The sequence below is a fragment of the Wenyingzhuangia sp. IMCC45467 genome, from assembly GCF_054111205.1.
The window spans coordinates 1,429,851-1,445,994 of sequence record NZ_CM134196.1 but is presented as its reverse complement, the minus strand read 5'-3'; the positions used below and the strand labels follow the sequence as shown (position 1 = coordinate 1,445,994).

Sequence of the window (16,144 nt, the reverse complement as noted above, 5' to 3'; positions counted from 1 at the left end):
AGGTATGCTAACTAACAAAAAAATGAACATAATGATACGAAATAAAATATGGAGTTTAATAGTTGTCGTAGTCAGCTTATTTTGGTCTTGCGATAGCTATTTAGATGTAGTGCCAGACAACCTAGCAACTATAGACGATGCGTTTAGTTTAAGAGTAAATGCAGAAAGATATCTTTTTACATGTTACTCATATATGCCAAATCACTCAGATCCTGCAAGTAATTTTGGATTGGTTGGAGGTGATGAAATATGGGCTTTTAATTCTGCTCCAGGAGCATCAAAAAACTTTGAACATAGAATTTTTGATACCGCTAAAGGAGGACAAACCAAAATAGATCCAATAGGTAATGAAATTTGGGACAATATGTACAAAGCTATTAGAGACTGTAATATTTTTTTAGAGAATATAGAATCTGTTCCAGATATGGATGAATTAGAAAAAAGAGAATGGATTGCAGAAGTAAAGTTTTTAAAAGCCTATTATCATTTTTATTTAATTAAACATTACGGACCTATTCCTCTTGTAAATAATAGCTTACCTATTGATGCTTCTATAGACGAGGTACGTGTGTCACGTCAACCAGTAGATGATTGTTTTAATTTTGTAACCAATCTTCTAGATGAATCTATTACAAATTTACCACAAGAAATAACAGATCCAATTAGTGCCTTAGGTAGAATTACCAAACCTATAGCTATGTCTTTAAAGGCAAGAGTTTTAACATTTTATGCAAGTCCACTTTTTAACGGAAATAGTGATTTTGCAGCCTTGGTAAATAAAGATGGTACGCAATTATTTAATCAGACATATGATGATCAACGTTGGTTAACAGCAGCCAATGCTTGTAAAGATGCAATTGATTTGTGTGAAAGTTTAGGGTATCAACTACACGAGTATCAAAATACAATAGGGAAACCACTTTCAGAAGCTACACTTACTCAGTTAACATTAAGAACTGCTATTACAGAAAAATGGAATACAGAGATTATTTGGGGAAATACACAAAGTATGGTAAGTAGTTTACAACGTTTTGCAACTCCTTTTGTAGATGAAACAAATACAGAAAATTCACAAATAAGACATGAACTAGGTGCTCCTATAAAAATTACAGATTTGTATTACACAAAAAATGGAGTTCCTATTGAAGAAGATAACTCATGGGATTATTCGGGTAGATATAATACAAAAGTAGCCACAGTAAATGATTATCCAAATATTCATACTAACTATGAAACAGCCAACTATAATTACGATAGAGAAAATAGGTTTTATGCCAACATAGGTTTTGATGGTGGTATTTGGTATGGACAAAGAAAATACGATGAAGGAGATCTGTTTTATATCCGTACTAAACTTACCCAACAAAACAACAGTAATGCTACCGGGAGCTATATTAAAAAATTAGTGCATTATGAAAACGTACAAACTCCAGCAACAACCTATTCTGTAAATGCATATCCTTGGCCTGTTATACGTTTGGCAGATTTGTATTTAATGTATGCAGAAACGTTAAATGAAGCTGATGGAGCTTTGTCCGAAGTAAAAACATATATAGATAAAGTTAGAGAAAGAGCAGGTTTAGATGGAGTTGATGATGCATGGAGTAATTTTTCTACAAATCCAGGTAAGCCACAAACAAAAGAAGGTTTAAGAGCTATTATCCATCAAGAAAGAGGAATAGAATTGGCTTTTGAAGGAAAACGTTTTTGGGACTTACGTAGATGGAAAACGGCACCGGTTGAAATGAATAGTGATGTTTTAACATGGAACTTAGGACAAGAAACAGCAGAACTTTATAGTAAGCCAAGAGTTGTGTTTACACAACAGTTTGGTATTAAAGATTATTTTTTACCAATTAAAGATAGCTATATAATTCGTAATAGAAATCTTGTTCAAAATTTAGGTTGGTAAACGTAGAATCATAAAAAGATAAATCATGAAAAACAATTTAAAATATATATACCTTTTTGTTTTGTTAATAGCCATAGGTTGTCAAGAAGAAGGACGAGAGGATTTAATTAGTACAGCAGGTAGTGCACCTAGTATTATTAACAATATAAGTATTACACCAACTCCAGGAGGTGGTGTTGTTACTTATGATATTCCAAATGAAGAAAATTTTCTTTATGTAAAAGCAGTTTATGAAGCTCCTAAAGGAGTTGTTAGAGAAGCAAAGTCATCTAAGTATAATAATAAAATAACATTAGAGTGTTATGGAGATACAGATGCTCACAATGTAAAACTATATAGTGTAGGAAGGAATTCTCAAGAGTCAGAGTTTGTAGAAAAAAGTTTTAACCCCTCAAAACCATCCATTTTTACTGTAGCAGAAACCATAAAAATGAATGCTGTGTTTGGAGGGATTGAAGTGTTGTTTGATAATCCTGATGAAGCTAATATTATTTTAGAAGTAATGGTTGATACTATAGGGACAGCAAAAGAATATGTGGCCTACGATAAATACTATACTAAATTAAGTACAGGAAGATGGGTGCTTAGAGGGTTTGATGCTGAAGAAACCAATTTTGCACTTACTGTAAATGATCCATGTGGAAATACTACAGATGTAATAAAAGCAACATTAACTCCTTTATTTGAAATTGAAATTCCTAAAAATGATTTTGCAGATTTAAGGTTACCTAGTGATTCTAGATCGCTAAGATCTAAAAATCCTATTACGCACATTTGGGATGGTGTTATAAATTCTAATAGTAATTTCTGGGCTTCTGATCAAAATCAAGATCCAATGCCAAAATGGATTTCTTTAGATTTTGGTGAAAAATACATATTAAGTAGATTAAAAATGTGGCAACGTGGAAACGAAGAATATACTGATGGAAATTTACCAACAGACTGGGAAATTTATGGATCTAATAATCCTAACCCAGATGGTTCTTGGGATAGTTGGACTTTGATAGATAGATTTGGTAGACCTTATAAACCATCAGGTTTGCCTCACAAACAACGTACACAAGAAGATATTGATTATGCACAAGCAGGACTTGATTATGAATTTATAACAGTGCCTGATGGTTATAGGTATTATCGTTTAAAATTCTATGAAACCTATGGAAACGGAGCTTTTGTAATTATTAGTGAAATGACCTTTTTTGGTAAAGTTGATGAATAAAAGCAAATTAAAACATTAGAAAAATGAAAAATAAAATAAAAAATATATTCATGGTTGTGTTGATCTTATCGATGTTTTCCTGTCAAGATCAAACTGAAGTTTATGAAGATTTCGTAAAAGAATTTTCAAACAAAAATTATCCAGGAAAAGTATTAGAACCAGTATCATATGCTGGAAAAAATAGAGTTAAAATAACGGTTTTAACTCCAGGAGACCCATCAGTAAAAGAAGCACGTGTTTTTTGGAACTTTTACACAGATTCAATTTCTGTTGCTGTAACAGAAACAAATAAAATGATGGATATATTCATCAATAGTCTTCCCGAAAATTCGTATTCTTTTGTGGTAAAAACTTATGATAATAAAGGAAATATATCCGTTCCTATGGAAGTTTTCGGAACATCATATGGTGATAATTATCAAAAGTTAATTTCTAATAGAACCTTAGAAGAAAATACGATTGATACAAGTTCTGGAGCATTAACACTAAAGTTTGGTGATGCAGATATATCAAACGGAGCTGTTGAAACAAGAATACGATACATAAACACATCAGATACAGAAGAAGTGGTTGTATTACTTGCCAATGAGAAAACAATAGTTATTGATAATTATAAATCTGGAGGAGAGTTTTCTACCATTTATTTACCTGAAGAAACATGTATTGATACTTTTAATACTGAGTGGACTAGTATATAATAGAGATTTATAAACTAAGAAATATATAATTTTTGAGTTTGGTATAATGGCTAACTATAGCTACCAAACTCAAAATTATATTATAATAAATAACGAATATTTTATTTAAAAATAAACGACGAAACATAAAATTATGAAATATAATTCTTTAATTTTTTCATGTTTTTTCTTATTAATTATAAGGATTTCTCATGCTCAAAAATCAATAGGAAATTTTAATAAGCTAGTATCTCAAAAGGGTAATGAGGTTTTGTTAAAAACAGACAACGCTACGGTAAAACTAGAGTTTTGCACCTCTAATATTATAAGAATACGGACAAGTTGGAATCATATATTTGAAAAAAATGAGCCATGGATGGTTGCTAAATATGACTGGAAAAGGGTTGGTTATCAAATTAACGAAACAAAAAAAGAGTTAAGTATAATAACAAGTACTTTAAATATTCAAATAAATAAAGAGCCTTTTCGTATTCAAATTTTTGATAAAAAAGGAAAAATATTGTCATCGGAAACAAGTACAAACTTAGCTACTACTTTAGGGGCATTTTATAACGAAAATACTATAGGTGTTACCAAACAATTACAATCCGATGAACATTTTTTTGGCTTTGGAGAACGTATGGATTTTTTAGATAGAAGAGGTAAAAAAGTTGAGTTAAATGTGGGTAGAGGAATAGGGAGACCACATGAAGTAGGGGCTTATAATGTTTTGGAAGCCAATTATAGTCCAATACCATTTTTTATGAGTACAAGCGGTTATGGAGTGTTTTTTCATAATTCATATCCTACAACGTGGGATATGGGATCTAGCAATACAAATACTTACAGTTTTAAAGCACAAGGAGGAGAATTAGATTACTATTTTATTTATGGGCCTTCGTTTAAAGATATTATAGATAGCTATACTACTGTTACAGGAAAGTCTCCATTATTACCAAAGTTTGCATTAGGCTTGCAAGTAGGAACTTATAGCGGAGGAACTTGGGGACATGAAAAAAATACTTCTACAGATTATGTGGTAAATCTTGTTAAAAAATTTAGAGAGTTACAAATTCCTTTAGATGTTTTGCATTTAGATTCCACTTGGAGAATTTTTGGAAAAAGTGGAGGAAAAGGAGCAACTACTTTTGAGTGGAGAGAAACATTTAAGAATCCAGAAAAAATGTTTAAAGATTTATATGATTTAAATGTAAACATGGTAGGACTTCATTTAAGGCCAAGATTTGATAATGGTAAAAAATTAAAGTTATTAAACGAGGCCAGAGAAAAAGGATTTGTATATCCTGAAGAAAATAACTTAGGAGAATTTGTTAATTTTTTTGATGAAAAATCTGTTAACTGGTGGTGGAAAAATGGAGTAAAAAGAATAGCAGATCAAGGAGCAATGTTTTTAAAAACTGATGAAGGAAGTGCTTTTGGAAGAAAAGCTAATGAAAGTAATAAAGTTGGTCCTACAGGCGATAATATTAAAGCATTACATAATATTTTTCCTATTGCGTATGCCAAAGCTCCTTATGAAAAATTTCAAGAATACAATGGAATAAGAGGAATGAATCAGACACGTGAAGGTTATGCAGGTATACAGCGTTATCCATATATTTTTGCTGGAGATTGGCCAAGCGAATGGCAGTATTTTGAACCAGTAATTAAAGCAGGGTTAAATATAGGACTTTCTGGGGTTGGAAATTGGTCTCATTGCATGGGAGGGTTTGAACATGTTGCAGATCCTGAACTTTATATTCGTTGGTGTCAGTTTGGAATGTTAAGTCCTATTGCTCATTTATTTGGAATGGATCATCCTAATTATAAGGAACCTTGGGGGTATGGAGATGAAGCACAAAAAATATTCACAAAATACGATAAAATGCGTTATGCATTAATTCCTTATTTATATAGTTATTCTTACGAAATGTATAAAAAAGGAACGCCTTTAATGAGAGCGTTGGTTTTGTCTAATCAGCATGATGAAAATGTATATAATATTACAGATCAATATATGTTAGGAGAAAGTTTAATGATTTGTCCTGTAACCCAAAAAGGAGCAAAAACACGTATTGTTTATTTACCAAAAGGAATGTGGACAGATTATTGGACAGGGAAAGTTTATGAAGGAAAAAAGCATTATAATGTTTTGTGTCCAATAGATAAATTACCCATTTTTATAAAGGAAGGAGCTATTATTCCCACACAAGAACCCTTAAATTATATAGGCGAAAAAGAAATTACTGCATTGACTTTAGATATATATGCTAATAAATCAAACAAATTTAGTTTGTATAATGATGACGGAAAAACCTTAGATTATAAAAAAGGTAATTATAGTATTACAGATTTTATATCTACAGTATCTAAAAATGAAATTGGTTTTAAAATATTGGCTCCAAAAGGGTCGTATAAAAATAAGACAGAGACTACATATTTTTTAAGATTTCACTTAAAAGAAAATCCGTTGTCAGTTAGCATCAATACAAAAGAATTTAACGTGGGTACTGATGGAATTGTTTATGATAATGGAGTTTTAACAATATCTAAAAAGATAAAAAATAAAGATAGTATTATAATAAAGTTTGGTTAGTAATTGGTTAAGGTAAAATGGCTTTATGGATTCTTTCATAAAGCCATTTTTTTATGATTTGTGTTCTAGCTGATATGATTTTGGAGTTTGTCCAAAGTATTTTTTAAATATTTTTGTGAAATAATTGGCATCATTAAAACCACAAATCATACTAATTTCAGAGATGGTGTAATTGGTGTTTTGTAGCATTAAAGCAGCTTTTTTCATTTGTATAGTGCTAATAAACTCATGTGGCGTTTCTCCTGTAACTTCTTTCATTTTTTTGTAAAAAACAGTTCTACTTAAGCCTATTTCACTTAAAATTAAGTTGATACTAAAGTCCGATTCTCCAATATTTTTTTCAACAATTTGTTTTACTTGTTCTATAAATTTTTTGTCATCATCACTATTGGTTAAAATATCCATAGACAGTTCTGGGTTTTTACTAAAACTCTGAATAATTTTATTTCGTTGATTGATAAGTGCATCAATTTTTAATTGTAGATATTTAAAATTAAAAGGCTTTGTTATATAATCATCGGCTCCAATTTTAATTCCTTCTATTTTTTGATATTCTGATGAATTTGCTGTTAAAAGAATAATAGGAATGTGACAAGTATTAAAGTTTTCTCTTAATAATTTAACAGTTTCAATTCCATCAACCAAGGGCATCATAAGATCACAAACAATAATATCAGGAATTTCTTTGGTGGCTATTTCTACTCCAACCTTTCCGTTTTTAGCAGTAAATACATTAAATAATTCACTAAATTTAGTACTTAAATATTCTCTCATTTCATCATTATCGTCTACAATTAATAAGGAGTAAGTATTGTTTTTAGTTGTGTTGTTATCTTTATTACTTATAGTTTTTGTTTTAGGTTCGTAATCATTATTTTCATTAATATGTATATCTTCTACTTCAATTTCTTCATCAGAATAATAGCTTTTTTCAATAGGTAACGTAATAATAAAAGAAGTTCCTTGTCCAACAACACTATCTACTTTAATAGTTCCTTTGTGACAGTTTATAAGCTCTTTAACATAGAACAGTCCTATTCCAGAGCTATTTTCGCTTTTTCCAAATCTTTGAAATAAATGTTGTTGATCTTCAGGAGTAATTCCTTTTCCTTGATCTTTAATTTTTATTTTAATGAATTGGTTGCTTTGAATAAGTTTTACGGAAATTTTTATTGTTTTGTCTGCAGGAGTAAATTTTATGGCATTAGAAAGTAAGTTGTAAATAATTTTTTTTAACATTTTTACATCTATATAACCAACAATGTTTTCTTCGGAATAGTTAAAAATTAAATTAATATTCTCTTTATAAGCTAAGGGAGTAAATTGAGTATGTATGTTTTTAATAAAATCAACAATGTTAATGTTCATTAAATGTAGTTTCATTTTTTCTTCTCTAATTTTTCTAAAATCAAGTATTTGTTCTACAAGATTTAATAAATAAGAAGTGCTTTTTTGAATTTTAGAAGTGCTTGTTCTGGTAGATTCTGATACATTTTCATCTTCCATAATATCTTGTAAGTGACAAGATATTAAGGTTAATGGAGTTTTAAATTCGTGTGAAATATTGGTGTAATAAACCAATTTTTTTTCGTTTAATTTATCAGAAAATACAATTTCATTTTTGGCAGATATTTGTCTTTTATAGAGATATAAAAAAGTGAAAAGTAGAATGCTAAAAAACATAAACATTAAAAAATATCCTAAATAGGACTTAAAAAAGGGAGGGGTAATATTTACGTTAAACCTAAGTGTTTTAGGGAGCTCAATACCATCGCTATTGGTTGCTTTTAACAAAAAAGTATAATTGCCATGAGGTAAATTTTGATAAATAGCAGTGTTTGTGGTTAAGGGAGTACTCCAGTCTTTATCGTAATGATCTAATTTGTAAGAGTATTGAATTTTGTCAGGATTTTTATAGTCTAATACAGCAAAATCAAAACGAAGAGTGTTTTGTGTATAGCTTAAATTAACTCCATTTTCGTATTCAATATTTTTATGAATAACCTTAGATTTTCGAGGTAATTGTTCGTTTCCATTGATAAATAATTTAGATAAAACCAAAGGGTAAGATGTGGTGTCTTTTGTAATACTTTTAGGATTAAAGGTTAAAAAACCTTTATGATGACCAAATAAAAAATCACCATTAGATAATTTTGATACGCAACCTTCTGTAAAATAATTTAAACCATATTCTTCTACAAAAAAGGCCTCAAATTTATCTGTTTTTGGGTAGTATTTGTTTAAACCTAAGCTAGAACTAATCCATATATTATGATCTGAGTCTTCTTGCATAGCAAAAATTTTATTTGAAGTTAGACCGTTTGAAATATCTAAATGCTTAAACTTAAAGTTTTTGTTTTTTAGATTTTTGTAGGTCAGTATGTTAATTCCACCTCCCATAGTAGATATATACATGTTTTTATTAGAGGATTGAAATATGTGGTCTATGGAGTTATAACTTAAAGAATGAATGTCTTTTTTTATGTTTTTTATAGATATAAACTTTTTAGTAGAACTGTTTAGTTGATACTTGGTAAGCATATTTAATCCTTCTGAAGAACCAATCCATAAGTTATTTTGATCATCAAAAAATAAACAACGTATATAATCACTTAGTATTTGGTTGTTAGTGTTTTTTTGATTGTACGTGGTTATTTTAGGATTGTTAAAAGGGGTAGATATTTGTGCCAACCCATATCCATGAGAACCAATCCAATAGTTTTTGTATTTGTCTTGAGTGATTGCATACACAATGTTTAGCGCTTTTGATTTTTTAGAACTAAATAATAGAATTTCTAAATCCTTTGGAGGAGTATTTACAATATCTTTAATAATAAACAAACCTTTACCTTTAGTTCCTACCCATAGATTATCTTGATGATCTATATATAAACTATAAACGTTTATGTCTTTAAATTTTAATTTATTTTCTTTAGATAGATCATCAGGAAAAGTACATTGTAAAGCATTGTTTTTATAACAAAATATTTTTCCACCTTTACTTCCTAACCATACCGTATTATTTTTGTCTTCTACAGAACTACGAATTTCATTTTCATAAATGTTTTCAGGACGATAAATAGGATAATGCCAAATAAAATTTTCTTTGAATAGATTAATTTTGTTAATTCCTCCATACATGGTTCCTATCCATAAGTTTTTAGAGGTATCTTCAAAAATATCTAAGACAATATTAGAAGAAATACTACCTATTTTTTCTTCATTAGATTTATAATTAACAAAACTATTTTTAGTTCTATCATATAAAAATAAACCACCTCCATGAATTCCTATCCAAAGGTTTTTACTACTGTCTTCAAGTATTTTTTGTTTGTCAGAATCTCCTAAAAAGATTCTTTCTTCTGCATTTAAATCAAAATATTCTACTTTTTTAGCATCAATGTTGTATTTAAAAACCCCTCTTTTTTGGGCTGTAAACCAAGTATTATTAAAAGAATCATTATAAAATCTAGATATTCCGTTAAAACCTGAATGGTGTACACGAAAATTTTCATGAGTTTTTAAATTAATATCTAAGAGAAAGTTTTGAGTTCCTATAAGTAAAGTATTGTCGTTAAATTGATTTATAGATAAAAGGTGTATGTTTTTTAAATCGTTATTAATTTTAGTACACGGAACAAATTTATTATTGGCCATATTATATTTAAAAACTCCACTTGATTCTGTACCTAGCCAAATATTGTTTTTATATATGTTTAAACTAGTAAAATGAATGTTTTCGTAATAAGTGTTTATTGTTTTTTGGTTGTTAGAGAAGTTCATTTTAACAAGTCCTTTCTCTGTTGTAATCCATATGTTTTTGTTAAAATCTTCAAAAACATTGGTTACATTGTTGTTTGTAAGTCCATTTTTAATATTAAATATTTCGGCATTTATACTTCCTGTATCATTTATATATACAATTCTTGCGCATCCATTATTTCCCCATGCCCAAATATCTCCATTGTTAACAATTTTAAAACCTGTTATAGGGAATTGTTTTTTTAAAATATGTTTGTTTAAGTTAATAACTTCATTGGTAATTGGGTTTACTCTTTGTAAGTTTAAATCGTCTGCCCAACACCAAATAAATCCTTTTTTATCTTCAACTATTTTTACCATTCTACTACTAGCTAAACTTGTAGTATCACCAGGAATAGAGTTGTAGTTTTTAAAACTTTTACCATTAAACCTGCTAAGACCATTTAAAGTTCCAAACCATAAATAGCCTTGTTTGTCTTGAATAATATCTCTTACAGAATTGTCAGGAAGGCCATTTTTGATATTTAATTGTTCAATGTGAATGTTTTGGGCACTTGATATAAGGTGTATTAAAAAAAATAAAAAAAAGTATTTTTTTGTCATAATAACGGCTTGTTTTTTATTTAGTTGGTAGTAAAAAAAGGTTTTTGTAGTTGTTTGTGTAAAGTGTTGTTAATTTATGTAAAAAAACTATAAATAACATTAGGGCAGATGATAATTTTAATCAATAGATGTTGATATAAAAATAGCTAATCAAAGAGGTGTTTTTTATTGATTTAAATAAGTATTTTTAAAAAATAAAATCAAATAAATATCACAATTATCATGAATAAAAAAATATTGTTATTAGCTTTTTTTATAGGGAATTTCTGTTTTTCGCAAAGCTTAAAATCCGTTTCTATTTTAGGAGATTCTTACTCTACTTTTGATGGATATGTAGCACCTAATGATAATAGAATTTGGTACTTTGAAACTCCAATCAATAATACAGATGTTGTAGAGGTTAATCAAACTTGGTGGCATAAGTTTGTAAAAGAAAATAATTATAAGCTAGAAATTAACAATTCATTCTCAGGATCAACTATTTGTAATACAGGATATAGAAAAGAAGACTATACTTTTTGTTCTTTTATTACTAGAATGAAGAATTTAGGATCTCCTGACATGATTTTAATTTTTGGTGCTACAAACGATGCTTGGTCTGGAGCTCCAATAGGAAAGTATCAATACAAGCATTGGAGTAAAGATGATTTGTATAACTTTCGTCCAGCAATGGCTTATATGTTAAATTACATTAAAAATAGATATCCAAATGTTGAGGTTTATTTTATGTTGAATTCTGAATTAAAAGAAGAAATCAACGAATCTGTAAAAACCATTTGTGAGTATTATCAGATAGATTGTATTGAGTTAAAAGATATTGATAAAAAATCAGGCCACCCTTCTGTAAAAGGAATGGAGCAAATTAACAATCAAATATCCTCATATATAAATAAGTAAATAAAATATTTTACAAAAAAGGCTCTAAAATTTAATTTTAGAGCCTTTTTTTATATGTTAATTTTTAATGTAATTATTTTTCGTAAAAACTGTTTACATAAAATCTTAAACCAATTTCTTTCTCGTTTTTTAAGTAATCAGCTACCGTATTGGCTATAAAAGTAGCTCCTTTGATATTTGTATGCGTATGGTCTTGAGGAAAGAATTCTTTTACTTTTTCTTTTCCTAAAGCTTCATAACCTTTAGCTACTAAATTGTGTAAATCTATGTAGTAAGCACCTTCAGCCTCGGCAGCTTGTTTAGCCCAGCTTACATAACTATCATTTCTTCTTTCTACATTCCCTTCAGGCCATTCATTTCTTGGGGTTAAACTTAAAACAACAGGAATGGCTCCTTTAGATTTTACATCTTTAATCATGTGTTTCATGTACCATCCGTAGGTGTGAACCACTTCAACAAGGCTATCTCTATTTACTTCTTGAGATTCATTTCCCATACCCTTTAAAGAACCTCTGTATTTCTTTTTATCAATATTTCCAGCATCATTATGTCCAAACTGAATAAATACATAATCACCTGCTTTAAATTCTTTCATAGCTGCTTGCCATAAACCTTCATATTCAAAAGTTCTAGTACTTCTACCACCTCTAGCTTTGTTATAAACATTTACTCTGGTAGTATCTAACAAACTAGGAAAAGCAACTCCCCAACCAATGGTATTAGGATTACTGCTAGAAGCCATGGTAGAATCTCCAATTAAATAGATATTTTGCTTAGCAGGTAATTTTACAGTAGGATTTTCAAGAAAATAATTTTTGATAGAATTATTAGTTTTCTTTAACTCTTCTACAATAATAGAAGCTGCCAAAGCAGCACCTTTAGCAGAAGTATGTGTATGGTCACGTTTATAAAAATACGTTCCGGTAACTCCATTTTCTCCAATTTTCTCTAATTGGCTAGCCATGTTATCGTTCAATTCAATAAACTGAGCTCCTGTTTTTTCAGCCACTTGTTTAGCCCATAAACCATAAGATTCATTATTTCTAGGAATTTTACCATTTTTCCAATCGTTTCTTGGAATAGGAGACATCACAATAGGAATGGCTCCTTTAGATTGAGCATCTTTTATTACCTTGGTAATGTACCATCCATAAGAATGCACCGTTTCTTTTTTACCAGTAATCATGTTAACAATCTTTTCAGATTCGTTCCCTATTCCTTTAAACGTTCCTCTGGCTCTAATGGTATCGTTAATAGCTCCATTATCATTGTGTCCAAACTGGATTAACACATAATCTCCTTTTTGTAGTTTGTTATTTACTTTGTCCCACAAACCTAAAGATTGATAAGATCTACTGCTAGTACCACCTAAAGCATGGTTTTCAATGTTTACTTTGGTTTTGTCTAAAAATTGACCAATAAAGTCACCCCATCCCCAAAGACCATTATAACCATTTCCGCTTCCGTTTTTAACAGTAGAATCTCCTACAGTATAAACAGTTGGTTTGCTGTTTTTTGTGGTTTTATCTGTAGATTTACAGTTAGATAGCAATAAAGCACAACAAGCTATTGTAAATAATGTTAATTTTTTCATTTTATTTTTAATCGTTAATTATTTCTAAAATCAAACCATAAAGTCATTGGAATACCATGGTCTCCACTCTTAATTCTAATATTAGTAGGGTGACTTTCTGGCCCTTGATCTGACAATCCTTTAAATGCTCTCATTCCTGGAATTTCGTACATAAAAGAGATGTTTCCTTCTGGGAATCTTGGTTGAGGGAATACTTTTGATACTGCTTTTTGTGGTAAATCAGGTGTAAATAATCTTAAGAATAATTTATCAGACTCACTAAAAAACTGAATATTTCCATTTTCGGTTTTTAAGTTGGCAGCAATTGTATTAGCATGGTATCCTTTAAATTCTGGGTATACAAGATTCTCAAAGCTTTCTCCTGTAATGGTTTTGTTATAGTCTTTTTCCCAAATACCCATAGTAGTTCCTTTAATTCTGTTTTTCCAAACATGATATGGTCCATTACCTAACCATTTCATAGAAGTTACTCCTTCTTCAGGAAAATCAAAAGTCAATCCAAATTCACTAATAGATCCTTGAATAAAAGCATCATCAAAACCACTACTTCTTCCAGCATACTTTAACATTAAAGCATCCATTTTAATACTTCCATCATTGTACATAGTCCATGTAATGTGATCTAATCCTCCAGCGTATTTAATATAACAAACAGCAGAATCTTTGTATTGTTCTGTAGTAACCTTGTCCACTTCAAATTTCATTCCTATAGGTCTAGGTCCATTGTTAAAAGGTACATTTCCTTTTTGGTTCTTAATACTAGTAATTTCTCCAGTTTTGGTGTTTAATGTTAAAGTTACAGTTTTGCTAGATAAAGTTACTTCGGTTTCTGACTGAGATATTTTAGTCTTTTTTCTTTCCTTTTCTTTTTTGATGAATTTATTAGCAAAATAAGGAGCTTTGTGTATTGGCCATGACCAAGTATAAATTTCTCTATTGTGTTTGTCCTTAGCAGTTATTTCTAACCAATCTCCTTCAAAAAAGTTATCAGGTAAATCAAAATTAATTTTTCTAGTTTCACCTGGTTTTATATCGGTGATTTTAATAGGGTTATTTGCTATAATTTCTGCTTTATCATCATTATAAATAATATCATTATTAGCTTTTAATACTCTATACTCTACATTACAAGTATTAAGGTTGCTATAAATATAATCGTTGGTTATTAAGAAAGAACCATCAAATTTAGAAGTAACCTGTTTTGGTTCAAACTGAATTGGAGCCCAAACTTCTTTTACAGTAAAAAAGCTTCCTTCTTTTTCTCTATGAGGTCCTAAAACTCCATCGGAAGCAAGATTTCCTTTAGAATCAAATTTTTGTTCACCAGTCCAATCTGTACGTAATACAGCTTCATCTAACATAGCCCACATAAATCCACCAGCAAATAATGGACTTTTTTTATAGCGAGTCCAAAAATCTTCTAAACCAGCACCAATTCCATTATCGTAGGTTCCATGCATAAATTCTGTAGGGAAAAATACATTTTCTCCACTGTTAAACCTATGCATACCTGTTAAGTAAGTAGGGTAGTGGTGGGTATCCCATCCATCAAAATCTGACCAAGGGTGAATAACAATTCTATTTTGTGGGTCATTGTCATAAAAAACATGATCTATTTCATAATTCCAACCACCTTCGTTTCCATGATCCCAAATTATTACAGATGGGTGGTTAACATCTCTTTGAACTGTTTCTTTAATTATTTTAGTTCCTGTTTTGGTATCATATCCGTTTTGCCAACCGGCAACTTCATTCAAAACAAATAAACCTAAAGAATCACAAGCCTCTAAAAAGTGTGTGTCAGGAGGGTAATGACCACGAACGGCATTCATGTTCATGTCTTTAATTAAATTAACATCTAAAACACTAATGATTTTATCGGTACTTCTTCCAGATTCAGGCCAAATGGTATGTCTGTTAATTCCTTTCATAATGATTTTTTTACCATTTACGTAAATACCATCTTTTTTAAGGAATTCAATAGTTCTAAATCCTATTTTGGTTTTAGAAGTGTGAATTGTTTTTCCATTATTTTTAAGTGACAAACTTAAGGTGTATAAGTTTGGAGATTCAGGATCCCAAGTTTTTACCCCGTCCCATTTTGCTTTAATGGTTTGTAAATCTTCTTTGTGATTGATATCAACTGTAATAGAAGGGAATTTTTCTTGGCTACCAATAGGGCTTATGCTTGCTTCTATAGTACTGTTTTTAGGAATGTTTACCAGCTCTAAATCGGCAGATAAAGAACCGTCCATTTTAGCATCTACAGCTACGTGTTTTATATGAGTATTTGGAGATACATTTAACCAAACAGGTCTATAAATTCCACCAAACAACCACCAATCTGTTTTACGTTCTGCATTGTTTACTGTATTGTTACTTGAGTGTTTTGATACGTGAACTTCTAAAATATTTTCAGCTCCGTAGTTTAATAATGATGTAATATCGTATTTAAATTCATAAAATCCACCTTGATGAATGTCTCCAGCAGATTTTCCATTAATTTTTACTTCAGTATCAGTCATAGCTCCAGCAAAAACAATGGTTACATTCTTACCTTTGTAATTAGCAGGAATGTTGAATTTATATTTGTAAAAACCTTCTTCTTTACTAGGTTCTTTTTGGTTTAATTCTTTATACCATCTACCATAAGTATATTCTCCAAAACCTTCTAATTCCCAGTTTGATGGAACATTAATAGTTGTCCATTTGTTACTGTTATGACCATCGGTACACATAAATTCCCATTTTACAGGGTTCTTAAAGTCTTTACCAGATAGGTATATTTTTTCGGTTTCTTGAGCAATTGCATTGATACAATAAAGTAATGCAAAAGCAAATAGCGTAGCTATTTGCTTTGTTTTTGTTTTGTTATAAGTCATAT

The 16,144-nt window shown here is 29.8% G+C and carries 8 protein-coding genes; 5 read left to right on the top strand and 3 right to left on the bottom strand.

The genetic code is table 11. From position 1 onward, the window contains the following. The first annotated feature begins 31 nt into the window (after positions 1 to 31). The 4 genes from ACXGQT_RS06195 (at position 32) to ACXGQT_RS06180 (ending at position 6,404) form a co-directional block, all read left to right on the top strand. Entirely contained in the window at positions 32 to 1,912 is a 1,881-nt protein-coding gene (locus tag ACXGQT_RS06195; RefSeq protein WP_457830531.1) for a RagB/SusD family nutrient uptake outer membrane protein, read from the top strand. A gap of 25 nt (positions 1,913 to 1,937) precedes the next feature. Beyond that, on the top strand, positions 1,938 to 3,131 hold the full coding sequence (locus tag ACXGQT_RS06190; RefSeq protein ID WP_457830530.1) for a DUF5000 domain-containing lipoprotein: 1,194 nt from the start codon (positions 1,938 to 1,940) through the stop codon (positions 3,129 to 3,131). A gap of 23 nt (positions 3,132 to 3,154) precedes the next feature. Next, positions 3,155 to 3,829 carry a DUF4998 domain-containing protein gene (locus tag ACXGQT_RS06185; RefSeq protein WP_457830529.1) on the top strand — a complete coding sequence of 225 codons (675 nt, stop codon included), beginning with the start codon at positions 3,155 to 3,157 and terminating at the stop codon, positions 3,827 to 3,829. A gap of 133 nt (positions 3,830 to 3,962) precedes the next feature. Continuing rightward, the gene (locus ACXGQT_RS06180; RefSeq protein WP_457830528.1) at positions 3,963 to 6,404 is read left to right on the top strand and encodes a glycoside hydrolase family 31 protein; all 2,442 of its coding nucleotides are present in this window, start codon (positions 3,963 to 3,965) and stop codon (positions 6,402 to 6,404) included. Positions 6,405 to 6,455: 51 nt separating this feature from the next. Here the strand turns inward: ACXGQT_RS06180 and ACXGQT_RS06175 are convergent, their stop codons facing one another. After that, positions 6,456 to 10,769, bottom strand: a complete 4,314-nt coding sequence (locus ACXGQT_RS06175; RefSeq protein ID WP_457830527.1) for a hybrid sensor histidine kinase/response regulator transcription factor — start codon at positions 10,767 to 10,769, stop codon at positions 6,456 to 6,458. A gap of 222 nt (positions 10,770 to 10,991) precedes the next feature. Here ACXGQT_RS06175 and ACXGQT_RS06170 point away from each other — a divergent pair, with 222 nt between their 5' ends. Continuing rightward, positions 10,992 to 11,666, top strand: a complete 675-nt coding sequence (locus tag ACXGQT_RS06170) for an SGNH/GDSL hydrolase family protein (protein WP_457830526.1) — start codon at positions 10,992 to 10,994, stop codon at positions 11,664 to 11,666. Positions 11,667 to 11,739: 73 nt separating this feature from the next. Here ACXGQT_RS06170 and ACXGQT_RS06165 read toward each other — a convergent pair whose 3' ends face one another. After that, positions 11,740 to 13,260: a rhamnogalacturonan acetylesterase gene (locus tag ACXGQT_RS06165; protein ID WP_457830525.1), complete on the bottom strand. Its 1,521-nt coding sequence runs from the start codon at positions 13,258 to 13,260 to the stop codon at positions 11,740 to 11,742. Positions 13,261 to 13,274: 14 nt separating this feature from the next. After that, positions 13,275 to 16,142, bottom strand: coding sequence for a glycoside hydrolase family 2 TIM barrel-domain containing protein (locus ACXGQT_RS06160; RefSeq protein ID WP_457830524.1), 2,868 nt, complete (start codon positions 16,140 to 16,142; stop codon positions 13,275 to 13,277). Between the last annotated feature and the right edge of the window lie 2 nt (positions 16,143 to 16,144).